26 protein-coding genes are annotated in these 21,724 nt (G+C 47.9%); 22 read left to right on the forward strand and 4 right to left on the reverse strand.

What is annotated here, in order from left to right:
• The 6 genes from AC58QO_RS04465 to spoVM all read left to right on the forward strand — a co-directional run bounded on the left by AC58QO_RS04465 (position 1) and on the right by spoVM (position 5,046).
• Positions 1 to 765 carry a Stp1/IreP family PP2C-type Ser/Thr phosphatase gene (locus tag AC58QO_RS04465; protein ID WP_497264070.1) on the forward strand — a complete coding sequence of 255 codons (765 nt, stop codon included), beginning with the start codon at positions 1 to 3 and terminating at the stop codon, positions 763 to 765.
• Positions 762 to 2,876, forward strand: coding sequence for a Stk1 family PASTA domain-containing Ser/Thr kinase (gene pknB / locus AC58QO_RS04470; protein WP_497264071.1), 2,115 nt, complete (start codon positions 762 to 764; stop codon positions 2,874 to 2,876). The genes AC58QO_RS04465 and pknB overlap by 4 nt, the downstream gene beginning before the upstream one ends.
• The gene (rsgA, locus tag AC58QO_RS04475; protein ID WP_497264072.1) at positions 2,876 to 3,808 is read left to right on the forward strand and encodes a ribosome small subunit-dependent GTPase A; all 933 of its coding nucleotides are present in this window, start codon (positions 2,876 to 2,878) and stop codon (positions 3,806 to 3,808) included. Before pknB ends, rsgA begins: the two co-directional genes overlap by 1 nt.
• Positions 3,809 to 3,813: 5 nt before the next feature.
• A complete protein-coding gene (rpe, locus tag AC58QO_RS04480; RefSeq protein ID WP_497264073.1) occupies positions 3,814 to 4,464 on the forward strand; it encodes a ribulose-phosphate 3-epimerase in 651 nt (216 codons plus the stop codon).
• 16 nt (positions 4,465 to 4,480) lie between these two features.
• The gene (locus tag AC58QO_RS04485; RefSeq protein ID WP_497264074.1) at positions 4,481 to 4,726 is read left to right on the forward strand and encodes a hypothetical protein; all 246 of its coding nucleotides are present in this window, start codon (positions 4,481 to 4,483) and stop codon (positions 4,724 to 4,726) included.
• Between the two features lie 239 nt (positions 4,727 to 4,965).
• Complete coding sequence (spoVM, locus tag AC58QO_RS04490) at positions 4,966 to 5,046, forward strand: stage V sporulation protein SpoVM (protein ID WP_036634233.1); 81 nt, start codon at positions 4,966 to 4,968, stop codon at positions 5,044 to 5,046.
• Between the two features lie 104 nt (positions 5,047 to 5,150).
• On the opposite strand, the gene rpmB is transcribed toward spoVM, so the two are convergent.
• Positions 5,151 to 5,339: a 50S ribosomal protein L28 gene (gene rpmB, locus AC58QO_RS04495; protein ID WP_029197753.1), complete on the reverse strand. Its 189-nt coding sequence runs from the start codon at positions 5,337 to 5,339 to the stop codon at positions 5,151 to 5,153.
• 248 nt (positions 5,340 to 5,587) lie between these two features.
• Between rpmB and AC58QO_RS04500 the strand changes: the two genes are divergently transcribed.
• From AC58QO_RS04500 to AC58QO_RS04565, 14 genes are all read left to right on the forward strand, one after another.
• Positions 5,588 to 5,947, forward strand: a complete 360-nt coding sequence (locus AC58QO_RS04500; RefSeq protein WP_310499088.1) for an Asp23/Gls24 family envelope stress response protein — start codon at positions 5,588 to 5,590, stop codon at positions 5,945 to 5,947.
• Between the two features lie 29 nt (positions 5,948 to 5,976).
• On the forward strand, positions 5,977 to 7,719 hold the full coding sequence (locus AC58QO_RS04505) for a DAK2 domain-containing protein (protein ID WP_497264075.1): 1,743 nt from the start codon (positions 5,977 to 5,979) through the stop codon (positions 7,717 to 7,719).
• A 45-nt stretch (positions 7,720 to 7,764) separates the two neighbouring features.
• On the forward strand, positions 7,765 to 8,625 hold the full coding sequence (locus AC58QO_RS04510) for a DegV family protein (RefSeq protein ID WP_497264076.1): 861 nt from the start codon (positions 7,765 to 7,767) through the stop codon (positions 8,623 to 8,625).
• 3 nt (positions 8,626 to 8,628) lie between these two features.
• Positions 8,629 to 10,674, forward strand: coding sequence for an ATP-dependent DNA helicase RecG (gene recG, locus AC58QO_RS04515; RefSeq protein WP_497264077.1), 2,046 nt, complete (start codon positions 8,629 to 8,631; stop codon positions 10,672 to 10,674).
• An 88-nt stretch (positions 10,675 to 10,762) separates the two neighbouring features.
• Positions 10,763 to 11,029, forward strand: coding sequence for a DUF1294 domain-containing protein (locus AC58QO_RS04520; RefSeq protein ID WP_497264078.1), 267 nt, complete (start codon positions 10,763 to 10,765; stop codon positions 11,027 to 11,029).
• Between the two features lie 224 nt (positions 11,030 to 11,253).
• Positions 11,254 to 11,541, forward strand: a complete 288-nt coding sequence (locus AC58QO_RS04525) for a stage VI sporulation protein F (protein ID WP_497264079.1) — start codon at positions 11,254 to 11,256, stop codon at positions 11,539 to 11,541.
• Between the two features lie 257 nt (positions 11,542 to 11,798).
• The gene (locus tag AC58QO_RS04530) at positions 11,799 to 12,170 is read left to right on the forward strand and encodes a YhjD family protein (RefSeq protein WP_497264080.1); all 372 of its coding nucleotides are present in this window, start codon (positions 11,799 to 11,801) and stop codon (positions 12,168 to 12,170) included.
• Positions 12,167 to 13,444, forward strand: a complete 1,278-nt coding sequence (locus AC58QO_RS04535) for a DNA polymerase IV (protein WP_497264081.1) — start codon at positions 12,167 to 12,169, stop codon at positions 13,442 to 13,444. Before AC58QO_RS04530 ends, AC58QO_RS04535 begins: the two co-directional genes overlap by 4 nt.
• Positions 13,441 to 13,965: a YhjD family protein gene (locus tag AC58QO_RS04540; protein WP_497264082.1), complete on the forward strand. Its 525-nt coding sequence runs from the start codon at positions 13,441 to 13,443 to the stop codon at positions 13,963 to 13,965. The genes AC58QO_RS04535 and AC58QO_RS04540 overlap by 4 nt, the downstream gene beginning before the upstream one ends.
• Before the next feature lie 149 nt (positions 13,966 to 14,114).
• A complete protein-coding gene (locus AC58QO_RS04545; RefSeq protein ID WP_497264083.1) occupies positions 14,115 to 14,795 on the forward strand; it encodes an SOS response-associated peptidase in 681 nt (226 codons plus the stop codon).
• 38 nt (positions 14,796 to 14,833) lie between these two features.
• Positions 14,834 to 15,997 (forward strand): metallophosphoesterase, encoded by a 1,164-nt coding sequence (locus AC58QO_RS04550; protein WP_497264084.1) that lies wholly within the window; start codon positions 14,834 to 14,836, stop codon positions 15,995 to 15,997.
• Positions 15,998 to 16,002: 5 nt separating this feature from the next.
• The gene (locus tag AC58QO_RS04555; protein ID WP_497264085.1) at positions 16,003 to 16,545 is read left to right on the forward strand and encodes a hypothetical protein; all 543 of its coding nucleotides are present in this window, start codon (positions 16,003 to 16,005) and stop codon (positions 16,543 to 16,545) included.
• 41 nt (positions 16,546 to 16,586) lie between these two features.
• A complete protein-coding gene (locus AC58QO_RS04560; RefSeq protein ID WP_497264086.1) occupies positions 16,587 to 17,600 on the forward strand; it encodes a CobW family GTP-binding protein in 1,014 nt (337 codons plus the stop codon).
• Positions 17,601 to 17,760: 160 nt separating this feature from the next.
• Complete coding sequence (locus tag AC58QO_RS04565; RefSeq protein WP_497264088.1) at positions 17,761 to 18,219, forward strand: Fur family transcriptional regulator; 459 nt, start codon at positions 17,761 to 17,763, stop codon at positions 18,217 to 18,219.
• An 82-nt stretch (positions 18,220 to 18,301) separates the two neighbouring features.
• On the opposite strand, the gene AC58QO_RS04570 is transcribed toward AC58QO_RS04565, so the two are convergent.
• Together AC58QO_RS04570 and AC58QO_RS04575 are read right to left on the reverse strand one after the other, a co-directional pair.
• On the reverse strand, positions 18,302 to 19,369 hold the full coding sequence (locus AC58QO_RS04570; RefSeq protein WP_497264089.1) for a polysaccharide deacetylase family protein: 1,068 nt from the start codon (positions 19,367 to 19,369) through the stop codon (positions 18,302 to 18,304).
• Positions 19,370 to 19,490: 121 nt separating this feature from the next.
• Positions 19,491 to 19,988: a GNAT family N-acetyltransferase gene (locus AC58QO_RS04575; RefSeq protein ID WP_497264090.1), complete on the reverse strand. Its 498-nt coding sequence runs from the start codon at positions 19,986 to 19,988 to the stop codon at positions 19,491 to 19,493.
• Between the two features lie 152 nt (positions 19,989 to 20,140).
• On the opposite strand from AC58QO_RS04575, the gene AC58QO_RS04580 reads away from it, so the two are divergent.
• Entirely contained in the window at positions 20,141 to 20,425 is a 285-nt protein-coding gene (locus tag AC58QO_RS04580; protein ID WP_056624777.1) for a hypothetical protein, read from the forward strand.
• 84 nt (positions 20,426 to 20,509) lie between these two features.
• Here the strand turns inward: AC58QO_RS04580 and AC58QO_RS04585 are convergent, their stop codons facing one another.
• Positions 20,510 to 20,680: a hypothetical protein gene (locus AC58QO_RS04585; protein ID WP_157257142.1), complete on the reverse strand. Its 171-nt coding sequence runs from the start codon at positions 20,678 to 20,680 to the stop codon at positions 20,510 to 20,512.
• 178 nt (positions 20,681 to 20,858) lie between these two features.
• Between AC58QO_RS04585 and AC58QO_RS04590 the strand changes: the two genes are divergently transcribed.
• Positions 20,859 to 21,620: a stalk domain-containing protein gene (locus tag AC58QO_RS04590; RefSeq protein WP_497264091.1), complete on the forward strand. Its 762-nt coding sequence runs from the start codon at positions 20,859 to 20,861 to the stop codon at positions 21,618 to 21,620.
• Positions 21,621 to 21,724: the final 104 nt, after the last annotated feature.

Genomic DNA, 21,724 nt, shown 5'->3' on the forward strand with positions numbered 1-21,724 from the left:
ATGAAGATGGTAAGTCGTACCGATATAGGGAAAGTCCGTCAAGTCAATGAGGACCGAGCCGCTATCCACCATCAGCTGAATGGTCTATCTTTGGCTATTGTTGCGGATGGAATGGGAGGGCATCAGGCTGGTGATATCGCCAGTCAAATGGCCATTGACACGATTGGAGCGCAATTGCAATCCATCCATTGGGGAATGTCGGTGGAAGCCTGTAAGCAATTACTGAGGGAAGCGATTGAGAAGGCGAATGAGGAGATTTATGCTTTTGCGTCGGATCAAGAAAAGTACCACGGGATGGGAACGACGGTCGTTGCCATTATTGCTTCACAGGAGCTTCTAATTATCGGGCATATCGGGGATAGCCGTGCGTATAAGCTGGCAGGGGAATCGATCCAACAATTAACGGAGGATCATTCCTTAGTTTACGAACTTGTTAAGAATGGGCAGCTGACGATGGAAGAAGCTGATCATCACCCAAGACGTAATTGGATTACACGCGCATTGGGCACAGAGCCTAGTGTGGAAGTGGATCTCTATGAGTACACATGGCGTCCAGACGATGTTATTCTCATCTGTTCGGATGGTTTGAGCGGGTTGGTCGACGATGCTGATATTCTGAGAATTGTTCGTGCAAGCGAACGATTGGAAGATGCGGCAGAGGAATTAATCCAGAGCGCGCTTCGCGAAGGCGGAGATGATAATGTAACGGTCCTTTTATTTGCACATGATCAGGATTCGGACGAAAAGAGGGGTGATGGGAATTGATCGGTAGAAAGCTTGGAGGCCGCTATGAGATCTTAGAACGTATTGGCGGAGGCGGCATGGCTTTGGTCTACAAAGGGCATGATTTGCTTTTGAATCGCAAAGTGGCTGTTAAAGTACTGCGTCAGCAGTATGTGCACGATGAAGAATTCATTCGTCGTTTCCGCAGAGAAGCTCAAGCAGCCGCTTCCCTATCTCACCCTAATGTTGTCAGTATTTATGACGTGGGGCAAGAAGAAGATGTCCATTACATCGTGATGGAGTATATCGAAGGCAAGACGCTGAACGATTTAATTAAGGAAAAGGCGCCGCTTCAGGTGGAAGATGCGGTTCATTATGCGAGTCAAATTGCAGATGCCCTTGATCACGCTCATCATAACGAGATTATTCACCGCGATATTAAACCGCATAATATCCTTATCGGCAAAAACGGCCGTGTGAAGGTGACCGATTTCGGTATCGCTAGAGCCGCGACATCATCCACGATTACGCAAACCGGATCCGTCGTCGGTTCCGTTCACTATTTCTCGCCTGAGCATGCGAAAGGTACGAATACGGGGGAGAAATCGGACTTGTATTCGCTCGGTATCGTGATGTATCAGATGCTGACAGGGCGACTTCCTTTTCTGGGGGAAAGTCCGATTTCTGTCGCGCTAAAGCATTTGCAGGAGGATGTGGAAGAACCGCGTAAGGTGAATCCGTTGATTCCCCAGAGCGTTGAGAACATTATTCTCAAGGCGATGCGCAAAAAGCCAGAAGAGCGTTATCAATCTGCGAAGCTGATGATGGCGGATCTCGACACTTGCTTGGCTCCGGATCGCCGGAATGAAGCCAAGATTGCTTTCTGGGACGCCTATGGCATGGATGAAGAGCGTACGCTAGTCATGCCAGCCATTCGTGCTGATCAGCTTGCGCAATTCGATGAAGATGATGATGAACCCGACAAACCAGATAAGCCTGCTTGGCGGGACGAGCCTGCTCCTTCCAAAGGTAAAGGCTGGATTAAGCCGTTGATCTGGATTGCTGTTTTATTAATCGTGCTAGGCGCTATGTGGTATTTGGTTGGCTATGTGAAAGGGATGTTCGCCATTGAGACCGTGGAGGTCCCGAATGTGGTGAACAAGACACTGACACAAGCTCAAGCGGAGTTGACGGTCGCTAGATTAGGGTCTACGGTTGAATACGACGCAGAGAGCAAGCTGCCCAAAGATACGGTCATTCGTCAAGATCCTAGCGGGATGAGACTGAATGTCGGCACGAAGGTAACACTTTATGTGAGTAAAGGCATACCCAAAGTCAAAATGGACAATTTCGTGGGGCAGCCTCTTAAGGATGTCAGATTAAGGTTGAAAGCTCTCGGGATTAAGGATGAGCAAATTACGATTACCCAAGAGACATCTGAGAATGCACCAGATATGATTTTGCAGCAATTGCCGCTCGCAGGAGAAGAGTTCGAATTGGAGAAGGCGGCCATTGCCTTTACGGTGAGTAAAGCGAAGGAAACGTTCAAAATGCCGGATCTGGTTGGCTTGACGGAAGCAGAAGCGAAGGCTCAAATCACCAAGGCGGGATTGAAGCTAGCTGTCAATGGTATTACACGTGAGAAGAGCTACAAGGTCGCTAAAGGACGGGTTATTGCCCAATTTCCTTATGAAAAAAATGCCGATGTCTCTGTAGGATCTGAAATTTCGTCGTTAGTGATTAGTGATGGATTGCCAGAGGATGCTGGACAACTTACGGTTAGCGTACCTGTGAAGCCGGTGGCAGAAGGCAAGGACTCTGTGTTCAAAATCATTGTGAGCGACGCCCAATATGAGAACTTCGAATACTTGACGGAAAAAGTCTCGAAGCCGCAAAATTTGGATGTCAAAGTTATTGTTTCACCGGACAAAAAAGCCGTAATCTTGATCAAAGAAGGAGACAGCTTGGTTAACTCAATCACACGTACCTATCAAGATTATTTGGATCAAAAAAATGGGAAAACGACCACATCTCCGAGTCCCTCCCCAACTCCGAAGCAGCAAAATACCGGTCCTGCTATACCTGTTGGTGGTAATGGCCAAGGACAAACCGGTGGAACAGCTTCGAAACCACCTGCTGGAGGCGCTAATTAATGCCGCAAGGACTCATTGTCAAAGCGCTTAGCGGTTATTATTATGTATTGCCTGAAGGGATTGCACTTCTGGAAGGCAATACGGTGACCTGTCGTGGAAGAGGCGTGTTCAAAAATAGAAATATTACGCCGCTTGTTGGAGATCGTGTTGTGTACGAAGCCACGGAGAACGGGGAGGGAACCGTTACGGAAATCCTTCCTCGCTCTTCGGAGCTTATTCGACCGCCGATTGCGAATGTGGACATCGTTGTGCTCGTTTTTTCGGTGACGGAGCCTGTTCTGAATACGCAGTTGTTGGATAAGTTTCTGGTGCATATCGAAAATACGGGTATTGATGTGCTGTTATGCTTCACCAAAAGCGATTTGCTGACGGAGACGGATGACAGTGTCGCTCATGCCAAAGAAATGACAGCATCGGAATTTGAACGGATAACGACCCTTTATGAGGGAATCGGTTATCCATTCGTTACAACCAGTTCTCGACTAGAAGAGGGCGTAGAGGCGATTCTACAGCATTTGGATGGCAAAGTGAGTGTGTTTGCTGGACAATCCGGTGTTGGCAAGTCCTCTTTATTGAATAAAATGATTAGCGGTCTTGATCTGGAAACGAATGCGATCTCGCAAAGATTAGGAAGAGGAAAGCATACTACGCGTCATGTGGAGCTGCTGCCTCTTGCTAATGGGGGTCTTGTTGCCGATACACCGGGCTTCAGTCAGCTGGACTTCATGGAGGTCGATGCCGAAGGACTGAGCAGCTGCTTCAGAGAGTTCGCGGCTGTTGCTGAGGGCTGTCGCTTCAGAGGCTGCTTGCATCTGCATGAACCGGACTGCAAAGTGCGGGATGGTGTAGCCAGTGGTACGATCGCCGCTTCTCGTTATGATCATTACTTGTTATTTTTAACTGAAATCAAGGATCGGAAGAGGAGGTATTAGGCGTAATGGTATATGTAGCACCTTCTATTTTATCTGCCGATTTTGCCAAGCTTGGCGATGAGATTAAGGCAGTGGAGCAGGGCGGAGCGGACTGGATTCATGTCGACGTTATGGATGGCCATTTTGTGCCCAATATTACAATTGGTCCCCTTGTTGTTGACGCGATTCGTCCAGTCACCAAGCTTCCCCTGGATGTTCATTTGATGATCGAAAAGCCAGACCGTTATATTCCTGATTTTGTGAAGGCAGGTGCGGATCTGATATCTGTGCATGTAGAAGCCTGTACGCATCTGCACCGGACGCTCGACCTTATTAAACAAAGCGGTATTAAGACTGGCGTTGTGTTGAATCCTGCTACACCCATTTCGCTCATTGAGCATGTGCTTGATGAGCACTTGGATCTCGTACTGATTATGACGGTGAATCCAGGCTTTGGTGGGCAGGCGTTCATCCCTGGGATGCTGAGTAAAATTCGTGCGCTGCGTGAGCAAGCGAATGCGAAGGGGCTCACGGGTCTTCATATCGAAGTAGACGGCGGTATTAATGAGGTAACAGCTCGTCAGGTTATAGAGGCGGGGGCTGATGTCTTAGTAGCCGGCAATGCCGTATTCGGGCAACAGGACCGTGCTGAGGCCATTAGACGAATACGCGGCTAAAAGGGGACAAAGGACAATGAGATTTCTCTGGTTACTGATGTACAGTCTGCTTTGCGCGGTATTATTGACGTGTTTTTCAACCATAGACGATTTTGTGAAGTATATTTTCTCACTTGGCGCTCTCTACGTAGGGATGCGGTTCTTCCGTCGATTTGAACAAATTAGCTTTCGCGTATGGTTTATCGTCATATCGGTCATCTTCTATTTCATTTTCAGTTTAATTGTTGCGCTGTACACACAGGTGGGCATAACTGCTCCATAGCCGCATACATATAGTTACAAGAGTGATGCGCTCTTGTAGCTTTTTTTGCTTTCTGGAAGCAACTGAATTGTGGGAGGAAGTAAAAATAGATGTCACTTTTTCTCCGCTCTGGGCATACACTGTTGTAATGATGTTAAGGAGCAGTCATGCACGCCCGCGAAGCGTTTGCTCAAGAAGTCAGGAGCTGGCGATCGTTACGAAGCTAGTTTTCTGGCGAAAACTCTAAGGAGGGGTAGAGAATGAAATTCTACACAATCAAACTGCCGAGATTTTTGGGAGGATTCGTAAAAGCTGTACTTAATACGTTTAGTAAAAACTAAGGATTGCCCATACTTACGTCATTCTCCCCAGGAATGCAAAAAAAGCACCGATTAAGGTGCTTTTTGTCATTCACATAAGTAAGTTAAGTATCCACAGCTGCGAATTAAACGCGAGCCACTTTTCCGGATTTCAACGCACGAGTACTTACGTAAACCCGTTTCGGTTTACCATCAACGAGGATGCGAACCTTTTGAACGTTAACTCCCCAAGTACGCTTGTTTTTATTGTTAGCGTGGGACACGTGATTTCCTGAACTAGGACTTTTACCTGTAATGAAACATTTGCGGGACATGTTTGACACCTCCTTCGGCAGTATACAAAGAAGCCTGGGTGGCAAGCCTAAGCTTGACATGACAGTATTCCTCAAATTAAATCTTGTGATACGTATTGCATCCAGCAAAAACACACTTAAACATAATAGCATAGCAAAAGGAGTCGAGTCAACGAATTGCCTGCATTTTTGCCGTTTATTTATGAAGTATGTTATAGTACAATGAAGATTAGTCTTGCTAAAGCGAAACTTGAAGGAGTTGTTACATAATGCCGATTGAACTCACAACCGAGTATGGAAAAGTGTATATTACCAATGAAGTGATTTCAACTCTGGCCGGATCTGCTGCATTAGATTGCTATGGACTTGTAGGCATGGCAACAAGAAAGCAATTGAAGGATGGTATAGCTGAACTGCTGGGTCGAGACAATTTAAGCCGCGGTGTAGAAGTTCGTAGAGAGAACGGGCGACTTGAAATTGATCTTTATATTATTGTCAGCTATGGAACCAAAATATCCGTAGTGGCAGGGAATGTCCAAACAAAAGTCAAATATATCTTAAATGACGTTGTAGGGCTGCAGGTGGACGATGTGAACATCTTTGTTCAAGGCGTTCGAGTAGCCAAATAATAGCCCGAAAATCAGGAAGGGGAATCACTTTGAGTAAGCGCTTTATTTCAATAAATGGAAATGACTTCACTGCCATGGTCTTGGCGGGTGCGGATAACCTTCGCAGGAATGTAGATAAGGTTAATGGATTGAACGTTTTCCCTGTACCCGACGGAGATACTGGCACCAACATGAATTTAACACTCACGGCAGGCTGTGAGGAACTGAAGAAGAAGCCATCTTCTCATATTGGGAAAGCAGCTGATGCATTGTCCAAAGGGCTACTGATGGGCGCAAGAGGCAATTCTGGTGTGATTTTATCGCAATTGTTCCGCGGGTTCGCGAAGCATGTGCATGATTTGGAAAAAGTGAATGGCCAGCAATTCGCCGCTGCTTTGCAGCAAGGTGTCGAAACAGCCTATAAGGCTGTTGTGAAACCCGTGGAGGGCACCATTTTGACAGTATCCAAGGAAGCCGCTAAGTTTGCTGTGCAATATCGCCGCAGCAGCGATTTGTTGGATCTGATGAACGAGGTTCTGGGCAGAGCGAAGGAAGCACTAGCCAAGACTCCGGATCAACTTGCCATTCTGAAACAGGTTGGCGTTGTTGACGCAGGGGGCCAAGGTCTTGTATGCGTGTATGAAGGGTTCGTTGCGGCGTTAAGCGGCGGATTGGTACAAGTGGATGAGGACTTTGCTACGATGGATACGAATCTTTCGGGTGAGGTTTCGCTTCTTCCTGGTATGAATTTGGCGAAAGAAGTGCACGCACATCTGCCTGCACAAGCCCATTTAGCTACCGAAGATATCGAGTACGGCTACTGTACGGAATTCATGCTGACGATTGCTCCTGGCAAGGTTAAGGGCTTCACATTCGATGAAGGTACATTCCGTGATCAACTTAGCAAGTTAGGAGATTCGCTCCTTGTTGTTGCTGACGAAGAACTCGTGAAAGTGCATATTCATGCGGAATACCCAGGCGAGGTTATGAATCATGCGATGAATTACGGCGCATTGAGCCGTATCAAAATCGAAAATATGCGTGATCAACATTCACACATTTTGGAAGATGCGACGCATGGGTATGAGGCTCCTGCAGTCATTCCTGCTGCTACTTCTGTTGCTGCTCCTAATAAGCCGTACGGATTCGTTGCTGTCGCGCTTGGCGACGGGATTACAGATATTTTATCCAGTGTAGGCGTCGATGTCGTGCTATCAGGCGGACAAACGATGAACCCAAGTACGGAAGATATCGTGAACGCCGTGAACAGCATTGACGCAGACACGATTTATGTGCTTCCGAATAACTCGAACATTATTTTGGCCGCGCAGCAAGCGGTTGATCTGGTCGATAACAAAAAACTGATCGTGATCCCGTCGAAATCCATCCCGCAGGGACTTGCAGCCATTCTGGCTTTCCAAGAGAAGGCGGATGCACAGACGAATACAGACGCGATGAGTGAATCGCTTCGTCGTGTCAAATCCGGACAAGTTACGTATGCGGTACGCGATACGAACATGGATGGTATGGACATTAAGCAGGGTCATTTTATCGGAATTCAAGATGGCCGCATTGTCTCTTCACAGCCAAGCTTGATGGACGCGTGCAAGAAGCTGCTTGAGGAAATGATCGATGAAGGCAGCGAAATTGTGACGATCTTGACGGGTGAAGATGCGACAGAGGAAGGCACGGACGAGCTGGAAGCTTTTATTCAGACGATGTATCCGGATATGGAAGTTGAGCTTCACCCTGGTGGACAACCCTTGTATGCGTACCTATTCTCGGTTGAATAAGAGCGTACAAGCAGGTATTGCAAATTCGTGATGGGAGTGAGCACTGTGACAAATATTCGTATTGTAACGGATAGTACGGCTGATATTCCTTTGGCTGTCAGAGAAGCGTTGAACATTGAAATGGTGCCGCTCAAAATTAATTTTGGCGAAGAACAGTATCTGGATACGGTGACGCTTCAGTCGGAGGAGTTTTATCGGAAGCTGACGTCATCTGCCCATTTTCCAACAACGTCAACGCCGTCACCAGGTGAGTTTCTGGAGGTATACCAGGGATTGCTGGAGGATCCCGGTACGGAGGTTATCTCTATTCACCTGTCTTCTGTGTTGAGTGGAACGTACAGGACGGCTGAGCTGGCTTCTACGCTGTTAGAGGGCGATCATGTTGGCAAGGTTCACCTTGTTGATTCCTGTTCGGCTTCTTATGGCATCGGGGCGCTCGTTGTGGCTGCTGCTGAGGCTGCTCAGGCGGGTAAAAACGTCGATGAGATCGTAGCGCTTGTTCAGACGATGAGAGCGAACTTTTATATTTATTTCCTTGTAGATACACTGGAGTTTCTTCAAAAGGGCGGTAGAATCGGCAAGGCGTCGGCGCTGCTCGGTTCCCTATTAAATATTAAGCCTATTCTTACGTTGGATAGTGCGGGCGAAGTGACCGTTGTGGATAAGGTTCGCGGTAACAAAAAAGCGATTGCACGCATTCTTGAACTGTTAGCGGCGGATGTGTCTGACAAGGCGGTACGCACGCTGCACATTGCTCATGCGAATAATTTGGAAGGCGCGGAGCAGCTGCGGGAGGCCATCGTGCAGCGTTTTGCCGTGGAGCACGTGGATTATATTACCCTAGGCCCTGTTATTGGCGCACATGCGGGACCAGGTACCATCGCAGCCTTCGTGAGTACGGTGTAAGAGATGGATTTAAATCAAGTTGAAGTACGTGAAGTCCATGGAGTTGGCGCTCAAAAAGCACTTGAGCTAAACGCCATGGGCGTTTTTACGGTTATGGATTTACTGGAATATGTTCCGTTCCGGTATGAGGATTATACCGTTCGCGATCTAGCCAGCGTTAAGGACGGGGACCGTGTCACCGTGAAGGGCTATATCATCGGGGAGCCGGTCTTGCAGCGCTACAGCGGCAAATCGCGGCTATCCTGCAAGGTGATGGTCGATGATTTCTTGTTGACGGCGGTGTGGTTTAACCGCCATTTCCTGAAGGATCGCTTGCGGCCGCAGCAGGAGATTATTCTTACTGGCAAATGGGACGCCAAGCGGCGCCAAATGAGTGTGTCCGATTCGGAATTTCCCGGACAGGGGGATTCGAATACCGGCACGATCCAGCCGGTCTATTCGGTTGCGGGCTCGATTACGCAGAAGTGGATGCGTAAGGTGATAGGGCAGGCGCTGACGCAGTACAGCGCCTTGATCAGTGAAGTGCTGCCGGCGAGCATTACCGGCAGGTACGGGTTCATGCCGCGCAGCAAGGCGCTGGCTGTCATCCACACGCCGAGCGGCGTGGAGGAGGGCAAGCAGGCGCGCAGGCGCATGGTGTATGAGGAGCTGTTCCTCTTCCAGCTCAAGCTCCAGGCTTACCGGGCTGTGACGCGCAGCCGCACGGATGGTTTGAAGCAGCAGGTCGATCTGCCTGCTGTACGCGCCTTCGTGCGCGCGCTCCCCTTCCAGCTGACGGAGTCGCAGAAGAAGGTTGTTGGCGAGCTCCTGCACGACATGCAGGAGCCCTACGCAATGAACCGACTGCTGCAAGGCGATGTTGGTGCGGGGAAAACGATCGTCGCGGCTATCGGGCTGTACGCGACGGTGAAGGCAGGTTACCAAGGCGCGCTGATGGTGCCGACGGAGATTCTCGCTGAGCAGCATAATCGCTCGCTCAGCAGTTTGTTTGAGCCTTATGGGCTGCAGGTCGCTTTGCTGACCGGAAGCTCCACAGACCGCCAGCGAAGGGATCTGCTGGCCTCTTTGCAGATGGGGTTGATCCACGTGTTGGTCGGGACGCATGCGCTTATACAAGAGGATGTGTATTTCCGTCAGTTAGGTTTGGTTGTAACGGACGAGCAGCATCGCTTCGGGGTGAACCAACGCAGCATCCTGCGGCGCAAGGGGATGAATCCCGACGTGCTGACGATGACGGCGACGCCGATCCCGCGCACGCTGGCCATTACAGCGTTCGGCGACATGGACGTGTCGACGCTGCGTGAGCTGCCGAAGGGGCGGAAGCCGATTAAGACGTACGCGGTGCAGCATGCGATGCTTGAGCGCGTGCTCGGCTTCATTCAGCGCGAGGTGGCCGCAGGCCGGCAGGCGTATGTGATTTGTCCGCTCATCGAGGAGTCGGACAAGCTGGACGTGCAGAATGCGATCGACGTCCACATTCAACTGCAACAGCATTTTCCGCAGATGCGGATCGGCCTGCTGCACGGTCGTATGAGTGCGCAGGAGAAGGAAGCGATCATGCGTGCTTTTAAGGAAGGCACCGTGGAGGCGCTGGTGTCGACCACGGTGATCGAGGTGGGCGTGGACGTGCCGAACGCCACGCTGATGGTGATCTACGACGCCGACCGCTTCGGCCTGTCGCAGCTGCATCAGCTGCGTGGCAGGGTCGGGCGGGGCGAGCACCAGTCCTTCTGTGTGCTCATCGCCGACCCGAAGACGGAGGTCGGCAAGGAGCGCATGAAGGCGATGACGGAGACCACCGACGGCTTCGAAATTGCGCGGCGCGATCTGGAGCTGCGCGGGCCGGGGGATTTCTTCGGCACGAAGCAGAGCGGGCTGCCGGAGTTCCGCATCGCCGATATGATGGCGGATTTCGAAATCATGGAGCAGGCGCGAGATGATGCGGCCGAGCTTGTAGGCGACTCGTCTTTCTGGACGGGGGCTTCTTTTATGCCGCTGAGGGCGTATTTGGAGCGGGCTCATATTTTTGACAGTGAAGTGCTAGATTAGTAGATAGCTTACGAGACAGGTTGACCCCTAGCGTGTTCCCTCTTAAGATAGGAGTAGCACTATTTTATGGAAACGAAGGTGTACCGCCGTGACTTATTTTCTTGTTTATTTATTGCTGATGAATATCATTACGTTCATTGAGATGGGGCATGACAAAGGGCAAGCCAAAAAAGGCGGACGCCGTGTACCGGAAAAACGCCTATTCTTACTCGCTGCTCTAGGCGGTGGAATTGGCGGCTGGCTTGGCATGCGATTGTGGCGCCATAAGACGAAGCATACTTCTTTTGTTGTTGGCTTTCCGCTGCTCATTGCGCTAAATTGCATCTGCGTCATCTTAGTCACCGTGTATATGTAGAGTGAAGGGACAGCTGCCGGAAACGGTGGCTGTTTTTTTGTTGACAGAGCTCGAACCCCGAACCTTGAACCCTCCTTTACCCGCAAGACCGGTCATTCTGCTGCAAAGGTTTTGTCCAACTTCAGGGTCATCCATATAGGTTTTTCTTATATACGGCCACCTCAGTCAAGTTTGCCTACTTTCATTCATAGGATAGGAGCATGACGGGTATCGGAGGTGCGGGTATGAGTTATCAGCAATATGGCATCGATCCTGCGCTCGTGGAGCGTGTGAAGTTCAAGATGAAAAACCCTGAGGTAAAGGAACGCATCAAAATGCTCCTGCAAGGCGTCACGAAGGCAGATTTACAAAACACGGCGAAGGTTACGCGATTGATCGGTCTTGCCGCGGGGATTTTCGGTGAGAAGCTTAGCGGGAACCAAACGCATCAGATTTTAACGTTCATCCTCTCGCAAAAAATTGATCCGAATAACACGTTTCACTTGATTCGATTATGGTCCATGTTTCGATAGGTGTACGCTGAAAAGCCACATGCAGAGCGAGAGATGCTCTGTATGTGGCTTTTTTCGTATGAAGACTAGGAACTAACGGTATAATGATTCGCACTTTTTTCAAAAAAATAGGTGAAAATAGGAAAATTAATAGAAATTAACTTCAATGATTCCTGTTATTAGCAAAAAAATATCCAAAAAACCACTTGCATAACGAATACGTGTTCGGTATATAATATGGAAAAACGAATATATGTTCGCATATGGTGGTGAGAACATTGAGTGGTGCTTCCAAAGTTGAGACAGAAGAGGATGTTCAAATGATTAAGGAATACACGCTGTTGCCGATTTTGCTTGATATGCTGGCAAGAGATATGGAGGAGCTTAAGGTTTATAAAGATAAAATTGTTTATAATCACATTCTTTTTTACCTCAGAGAGGTTGAGATGGCTATTTATCCAGAGTTACAACGTTTGAAAAGTAAGATGAAGCAGCGAGATATTAAGGTGATCCACACGGAAATGAATGCTCTAGGCATTCAAGTAGAGTACAAAGTTCGAGGTTACATCCATCATTTCACGATGCTTCGTAGTTTGGTCAAGGCTGAGCTTATGACTACGCTGATGAATATGCGGGGGGAATTGCGATGAGTAAGGGGAACAAGGGTGGGGAACGAACGATCTTCCTGGCAGATTGTCAGAGCTTCTACGCAAGTGTAGAGAAGGCCGATCATCCAGGTCTAGAGAATAAGCCGGTTGCCGTAGCAGGAGACCCTGCGTTAAGGTCAGGTATTATTTTAGCCGCCTGCCCTGTTGCCAAAGGATACGGTGTGTCGACAGCCGAACGGTTGGGTGAAGCGTTGAAGAAGTGTCCCGAGCTGATCGTCATGCGGCCACGGATGCAGCATTATATTGATGTTTCGTTGATGATTACCGATATTTATAAGGAATTTACGGATCTTGTTGAAATTTTTAGTATTGATGAGCAGTTTCTGGACGTTACAGGGAGTTTGCCGCTCTTTGGAGATGCGGAGAAGGTAGCGATGAGTTTGCAGTATAAGGTGCTCAAACAAACAGGTGTAAAAGTGCGCGTAGGCATTAGCTCGAATAAAATTTTAGCGAAAATCGCGACGGATATCTGGGCTAAAAAGAATGCGAGCGGCATTTTCACGCTGCTCCCCTCTGCGATTGAGGAACACCTGTGGGAGCAGCCCGTCAGCAAAATGTTTGGGGTGGGCTCGCGGATGACGGCCCATTTTGCCAAGTTGGGTATGTATACCATTGGTCATGTGGCACGAACACCGCTGCCGCAGCTGAAGCAGAAATTCCGCGCGCGCTTCGGCAAACAGTCGGATATTCACGCAGAGGTGATGTGGCGAACCGCGAACGGGCTGGATGACAGCCCCGTTACGCCGGGCACGTTCGATACGCCTCCAAAGTCCATCGGCCATATGATGACGCTGCCAAGGGATTACGCGGAATCATCGGAAGTGAACACGATCCTCATGGAGCTGACCGAGGAAGTGTGCCGGGACTGCCGGCGAAAAGGCTATATGGCCTCCATTGTGACGGTTAGTTGCATGTGCAGTCCGTTTGATGCGCCGACGGGCTTTTCGCGTCAGATGAAGATGCCGGATCCCACGAATCATACAGGTACCGTTTTTCAAGCTGTGAAGCAGCTTTTCTATAAGTTCTGGGATACGATGCCCGTTCGCCGGGCCGGTGTGATGCTGAGTCAGTTCGTAGACGACGAGACGTACCAGCTCACCCTTTTTGAGGATCAAGTGAAGGCGCGAGAACTGGAGAAGGTGACGGATCGCATTAAGGATCGGTTCGGCAATGCGGCAATTGTTCGTGCGTCCTCCCTGACGGCAGCGGGTCAAGCACAGACGCGCTCGCTCAAAATTGGAGGCCACTATAAATGAGCAAAAAACTGCAGAATAACGGTTTATGGGAATCTAGCCGAATGATGCTGCCCCAGCACCGAGAAGCCGTTCAAAGTCAACGTCATGACAAACCGGTTCCTACGAAGCGCCCGACAGCGGACGACATTAGCATTATACGAGAATCTGTTCTGCTGCCGCACATGCATACGATTATTTTGCGTAGGGCGCGCGAAGTGGAGCGTTCCTCCGAGATGCTGCGCACACTTTATTCGAAGGTGGCCCAGGTGCTGGCCAAAAATATGCACGCCGACTTAGCCAAAGTAAAGCGCCATATGCTGGAGAATGACATGCACGTTGCCGAAGAGGAGAAAGACGATCACATGATTCGTTACCGGTATAGGTGCCGAGAGCACGAAGATCGGTTTACGATGACGAGAGACTACATGCGTGCTGAAATTGGCGCGAGAATCGGCCGATATGCCGACAGTCTGGTCACAACCATTTACGGTACGGATCCGCGTGTGAGTGTGTTAGAGACGGAAACGAAGAAGAAATCATGAATCTGCCGCAAAATATCACGAAGCGCCGATTCGCACTCAGCCTGAAGAAGAAGGCTTCTTCGGGCTGTACGAATTGACGTAAGGCTATCTTTTTTCCATAATGGAGAGAGGGAAGTGGATAACCGTGTGAAGGAGAAGGATGTTGACCTATGTGCGGACGCTACACGATTACCGTAACGTTAGAGGAATTGATGCTGCGTTATGATATGTACGATACCTATATGCCGAGATACAGTCCCAAATATAATGTAGCGCCAGGACAGCAGGTGATGGCGATCGTTCATGACGGGCAGCGAAATAAGCTGGGTGAGCTGCGTTGGGGACTGATTCCAGAATGGGCCAAGGATGAGAAAATTGGCTATCAAATGCTCAATGCGCGCTCCGAAACTTTAGCGGACAAGCCTGCTTTCCGCAAACCCTTTGAACGCAAACGCTGCCTGATCCCCGCAGATTCTTTCTATGACTGGAAAGGAACGGGCAAGCAGAAGCAGCCGATGCGCATCATGCTGCGCAGTAAGGAACTATTCAGCATGGCGGGACTGTACGACACGTGGACGTCCCCGGAAGGCGTACGTATCTCAACATGTACCGTCATTACGACGGAATCGAACGAAATGATGAAGGATATTCATGAGCGAATGCCAGTCATTTTGCCACGTGAAAGGGAAGCGTTGTGGTTAGATCGAAGCATCAAAGATGCGGAGCAACTAAAGCCGTTTTTACGACCATATCCCTCGGAGTTAATGATGGCATACCCTGTATCTAGTCGAGTGGGGAATGTGCGGAATGATGATGAGCTATGCATAGAGCCGATAAGTCTTTTGCTGTAACAGGTAGAGGGTAATAGAGAATGGGAGCGTCAAGAAACATGAGAAATGGTATGGTAATTAGGATCACGCTTATGCTCGCCATTGTAATGGGCATTAACGCCTATATAGGCTGGCACCTGAAGGTTTTTCTATCACATCTACTTGGTGATTCATTTTATCCAGGGTTGTATTGGCCTGTGTTTTGGGTCGTTGCTTTATCTTATTTAATAGCATGGTTTGGATCGCGCGTGCTGCCTTCAAGTGTATCGCGGCTTTTTAAAATCATCGGTTCCTACTGGTTTGCTCTCATCCAATTTGGCGTGCTCCTTCTGCCATTGACCGACGTAATGATCGCTGTGCTCCACTTTGCATCCATCTCGCCAGAGACCTATGTGCCGATTCTGGGTTGGATTGATGCAGCTGTTTTACTAGCTCTACTTGCACTAGGTTCGTATCTAGCACGGACGCCGATCATCCGCAAGTATGAGATTACGATTCCCAAACGAGCAGGGGACTGGGAACAACTTCGAGTAGCCGTCGCCTCGGACATTCATTTAGGAGCAGTCGTCGGTAACCGCCATTTGCGCAAGCTTGTCAAGCATGTGAATGGGATGAAGCCTGATCTGATTCTGCTGCCTGGTGATGTCATAGACGATGATATTAAACCTTTTATTCGTTATCAAATGGGACAAACCATGCGAGAACTACAGGCTCCGTTAGGCATTTATGCCGTGCTTGGCAACCATGAATATTATGGTGGACATATTCCAGCCTTCGTGGAACAAATGGAACAAATCGGCATTCGCGTGCTGATGGATGAAGTCGTTCATGTCCAAGAACGCTTATATCTCGTGGGGCGTAAAGATAAATCAGCGGAACATTCCGCTGGAGGACGTAAACCGCTAGTGTCCTTGATGGAGGGCATTGACCTTGCACAGCCGGTTATCGTCATGGACCATCAACCGTACCAGCTAGATGTAGCGGCAGCTGCAGGCGCCGATGTGATGTTATCAGGTCATACACACCGTGGTCAAATAGCGCCAAATCATCTGTTCACCAGACGGATTTTCGAGCTGGATTGGGGTTATTTACGCAAAGGTAACCTACATGCGATTGTGTCCTCAGGTTTCGGAACATGGGGACCGCCGATCCGTTTAGGCAGTCAATCCGAAATTATTGAGCTGATCATCCATTTTACAAGTAACGAAAGAAAAGAGGATTAACCCATATGCAAGAGCTAGAGAAGAAACAAATTACCCCTGTAGAGCTGGCAGCAGCGATGATGCAGTTTACGATGAAGAGCATAGAGAATAGTTGGGACACGTTGAAACCCGCTATAATCGCCTATTTACCGCAACCTGTCTTAACGATGGCCAAAGAAGATGAACTGCTAAGAGATATTTATGTAGCGGCTTTGGCGCTGGAAATTTATTGTATTCCGCACGCTTTTGAGGAAGAAACAGCACGGTTAGTTAGCTTGGCTATGGGCAAGGTGATGGCTTCAGAGAACTTAGCGGAGCATCACTTATCGGAATCGATCGCACAGAACTATCTCCCGCGGTTACAGGCTGTAGCCGAGACGATGCCTGCTGATTTGGCATTTGAGCTTGTTCAAGAAGCAGCGAAAATCCTGTACGAGCGCATAGAGCTTCCACTGAAGCCAGCAGATCCAGCCACGAGCTTGCTATGGGCAAAGTTATTTCCTTTTTTAGCTGGTATCGTTGGGAAATGGCCGATCTTGGCCACGAAATTTGAAGTTAAGCCAGAGTAACAGAGGGTGTTAGCAGCCCGAGGACGGAGGTAGCAGCACGAATGGCAAACAAACGAATTCACGTTTATGTGTTATCTGGATTCCTGGGGAGCGGTAAAACGACCTTACTCACCAAGGCCATTGATTATTTCACTGAAGCGGGACGCAAGCCTGCCGTGATCATGAATGAAATTGGTGAAGTGAATTTGGATGGACAGTTAATAGCAAATGAAGTACCGATGTCTGAGCTGCTCGGCGGATGTATTTGCTGTTCTAGTCGTGGTGATCTCGCCACAGCCTTGAACGACTTAGTGACGGGGGAGCAGCCGGACTTGATATTCGTTGAATCGACGGGGATTGCAAATCCGATGGAGATTATTGATGAAGTAACTGATGCTTCGCTCATACTTCCGATAGAGCTTTCAGCCATGATCACCGTGGTGGATGCACCGCAGTTGCTCGAGTTAAATCGAACAAGTCGCGGCAAAACCTACCGGCTTATGCGGGATCAAATCCGCTGTGCCAACTTGCTCCTGCTGAACAAGACTGACCTGCTGCAGGAGACGGCGCTTCAAGAAGTGCATGATCTCGTACGTGAATGGAACCCATATGCGGAATTGCATTATACCGTGTTCAGTCAGATCGATATCAGGCTGATCGAAGACATTCATACAGAAGTTTCTGGCAGAGCGTATGAGCAGTCCCAATCGAACGATGAGAAGCAGTCGCATAGCCATGAACATCCTCATGAGGATGGGGATCATCACCATTCCCATCGCCATGTGATGGCGTATACGCACTTTTTTGAGCAGGCCGTAGACAGCAACGCGTTTGAGGAATTCGTAAGTAAACTCCCTCAGGAAGTGTATCGTGCCAAAGGGATTCTCAGCTTCTCGGATACATCGAGTCGGTTCTTATTTCAATATGCGTACAGAGAAATGGATTTTGTGAAAATAACGCCAAAAGGCGATGTGCCTGACGTTGCCGTCTTTATCGGGGAGAACTTCGACAAAGAGGTCATACGTGCAGAATTGCTAAGGTTAGAAGCTATGTCCGATGAATCGGCTAGCGGCTAATCGGAAAGTGTTAATCCTCAACACAGGTTGAGGATTTTTTCTATAAGTCCACAAGTGCTGCTTGTTTCCGTGCTTTGCAAATTCCGTCATCGTTCTACACTTGACGCAAGCGGTCCATTTGCTGCACTATAATAAGAGAACATTTCAACACAGAGGGGTAATGCAAGTGAGTACGCATACGGATACGATCGACGAGATGCTAAAAGCGATGTCGCAGAAGGGCTGGCGTATTACAGAGCAGCGCAGAAGTTTAGCGGCCTTATTTGCAGAGTCGGGGAGTTACTTATCGCCGAAGGATGTTTATGAACATATGAAAATGAAATATCCAGGCATAAGCTTCGAAACTGTGTATCGTAATCTCCGATTGTTGAGCGAGATGGGTGTTCTGGAGCAATTTCATTTGGCGGATGGCTTGAAGTTCAAAGCAAGCTGCTTGTCACACCATCATCATCACATGATCTGCGTCAGCTGTGAGAAGACCGTTACGTTCGAGTTCTGTCCGATGAAGCTTGTGCAGGATTTGCCGGAGAGCTTTGAGATTCAAAGCCATCGGTTTGAAATATTTGGCTATTGTGCGGATTGTAAAACAGCTATCCCTACCGCTCAAGCAGGAGAATAGCTTGTTGTTACAGGCGCCACGAAAAAAGAGAGCAGTCTGCTAGGAATGAACCTGGCTAGGCTGCTTTTTTGCGTGAGCGGAGCTATTTACCTTTGGTTACGTGAAGCAGCTCAGGAACTGTGACGAATGTGTAGCCAGCGGCTCTAAGCTTATTGATTAACGGTCCGATTGCTTGCACAGTTCCTGATAAATCTTGGCTGTCTGCACCTCCAGAGTGCTGAAGAATAATGGAGCCAGGCTTTGTCTGCTGCATGATGTTCTGAAGGACTTGATCAGAATTCAGTGATTTCCAATCAAGGGAATCGACATTCCAGTTCACAATTAAATAGTGATGATTAGCGATCCATTTGACCTGTTCTTCATTAATTGCACCATAGGGGGGGCGGATTAACCTAGGGGCATAGCCAATAAGGCCTTGCAGCACACTTTCAGTACTTTGAATTTGGTTTTGAAATTTATCCACAGAGAGTTTAGGTAGATTCTCATGACTGTAGGAGTGGTTGCCAATCACATGGCCCTCATTCACGATTCGCCGTATGATGTCGGGATGTGTGCTAGCCATTGAACCAAGTACAAAAAAGGTAGCCTTCACTTGATTCGCTTTCAAAGCATCCAGCACTTTTGGCGTAAATCGCGTATCGGGTCCGTCGTCAAAGGTTAACGCGACTTTCTTCTCTTGACTGGAGCCGCGCAGCTTGAACGTATCGGGGTATTTAACCACTAGCTGTGAGAGCGTGAGCTTTTTCTGAGAAATTCGGATTTGGCCTTGATTTTTTTGGACGGGCAAGGAAGGCCGCTTCGATGATTCCGGCTGTGCAGCTGATTTTTTAGGGCTCATCTTAGGCTTCAAGCTAGGCGTTAACGAAGGACTTGGTGTTAAAGCAGGTCTTGGTGCACGTGTGACTGGTGGCTGCACAGAAGATGAGGGTGTGCTCGTAGGTGCCACCATACGAATTCGCTTCTTAGAACCTGTATCATCTATAACGATATGGGACTCCTCGAAGTCCTTACTAGCCTCCGTAGATGTCTGGGTGACATCTGGATGGGCATGTTGGGCTGAGCTCTGATCTTGAAAAGGCTTTGAAAAAGGCGCACCGCAGCTGGTTACAAGCAGACAAACGATGCTAAAGGACCAAAGCCGCTTGTTCATGGCAATCCCCTCCGAGCATTATGACTATGCTCTAGGTTTTGTTAGGGAGGGAGATCTTATCCAGTGAAAATAACGGAAACAGATTTGTCTTTGTAAGAGGATCACGTAAGATGTGAACCAATCATGAAATGATTTTCTGAAACGTAACAATATCTAGGAATTGACCCCATTTGAAGCCGACCTCGCGATAATGGGCGCATTGCTTGTAGTCATTCCGAGTGAACATGTGAATGCTAGCTGCATTATCTGCACAAACAGTCGCAATTAGGGAATGGAAGCCGCGTTCTTTGGCGATCGCTTCTACGTATTGAATTGAGGCAGAGCCGAGGCCTTTGCCGACGCAATCTGGATGAAGGTAGATCGTCACCTCACCGGTCGTATCATAGGCTTGTTTCTTTTTATGGGGCATCACTTGAACATAGCCTTGCGGCTTCTCATCTAGCAGAATCACGTAAGTCTGATAGCGGGGGTTAGAATGGATCACACTTTCTGTGAATTCGGGTAATGCAACAGGTTCCGTGTGGAAAGAATAGGTCGTATGGACAACGAAATGATTGTAAATATCCATTAGAAAAGGAATGTCGGACAACTCTAATGGTTTGAATGTTAGGGTAGACATGATGTGGGCACCTCACTGAGTTTAGAAACAATTTTCACTATATGTTCCACAGCAATTGCCATAGACCTCTTTGAAATGACATTTTCAAATAGACATTCCGCCCTAATCCATGTATCTTAAATATAATATCTACTAGAATTAGGGGGAGTCACATGTCAGGCAATTCAAGTTATATTCTCGTGATCGTCATTGGAGTCATCGTACTCGCTGGACTGACTTACATGAATCTTCGCAAAATAAGCAAATCCACAGCTGATCTCACTCAGCTCAAGAAAAGAACGCTTCTCTGGAGCGAAATCTCCCTTGCGTTGTTCGTTGTGCAATTGTTCTTCCGTGACCGGAACGGCGGATTCTTGTTATTCTTCGGGATACTAACCTTGTTTACAGGGGCGCATTACTTAGGGGTTTTATATTATTCGCGCAAAAGAAACCGATAAAAAGGAAGAGGCTCTCCAAGTAGTCCATCTACGAGGGGGAGCCTTTATTTTATTTTCAGAGGCACATAAGCTTAGACTGACATGCTAGTCGTTCCAATTCGTCGGCTTCGTCTTTGTTGGGGTTTTCCATTTCTGATACCATTTCTTCTTCTGCTTCTGTCCCATTAACGTTCGTAACTGCAACATCACAAGCTTGGCGCGGTCTTCATCAGCATACTTGTCACGCAGATTCTCAAATACAGGTTGATCTTTCATGGCTGACCTTCTTTTCTGACTGTAGGATGATGTGAAATAAAGAGAATGTATGTTCTTGTTTTGATTATAGCATAAAATGGAAGGGGGGATCAAGCCCAGCAGAAGGAGAGTGCGCTGTAAATGTGGAATGTAACAGTAGCCAAACAAATGAGTGGTCAACTTTCTAACGAGGTGAACAATGAAAAAGTTTCTTCTATTTTTACTAGTACTCTCAATTCCCGTGGGAGCAGCTGGCGCGGCAACTATTAATGGAGATTTCGAAGGGAATCCCATTGTAAATGTAACAGCTGATGGACAAATTTTAAAAGTCGATGAATTACCCGCAATGATTTATAAAGATCACACAGTAGTTCCCTTGTCCATGTTGCGACAACTCGGGGTTCTGGTAACATGGAATCCCAACACATACAGTGTTAATGTGACTATGCCCCAATCTCCCCTGGCAACAACAAATTTAGATCCTGCAAAACAAGAATTAGAACGCTTGCAAAGTGCATACCAATGGCTAAAGGATACAGATACAGTTTTATTGACATTTTCGCAACAACTTCAGCAGTATGCCAATTTAACTAATGGTAGTGAGTATGCGACTCAACTAAATGTGGATTTTGAAGATTTAACAAAACAATACTATGAAGCCATCCAGATGGCACAGAAGCTTATAGAGACAGTGAGTAATGCAGATGATCTGAAATCCATTATTAAGAATGAGAGTGATGCATTTAACACTGTTCAACAAACAAAGAACCTACTATCTTTTAAACTTACAGGAAATGTATTGCCTGACTTTGAGAAGCAATTTAGCATCAGCCTGCTTAACGCAACACGTATGGCACAAAAAAACTTGAACAATACGAATGCTATCATTCATCAATTACAGCTTAAGAATGAACTCTTGCAAGACAAATCTTCCAATGCTAAAACGATGTCCAAAACATAACTGAAAAAAGCAAAAGAGCCCACAAGGTTTGTGGGCTTTTTTTGTGTTATAGGTTCTTTGTTAATATTTGATCATATTTATTTCCATTATATGTTACGATATTA

It is taken from the genome of Paenibacillus sp. J31R30 (genome assembly GCF_059692115.1).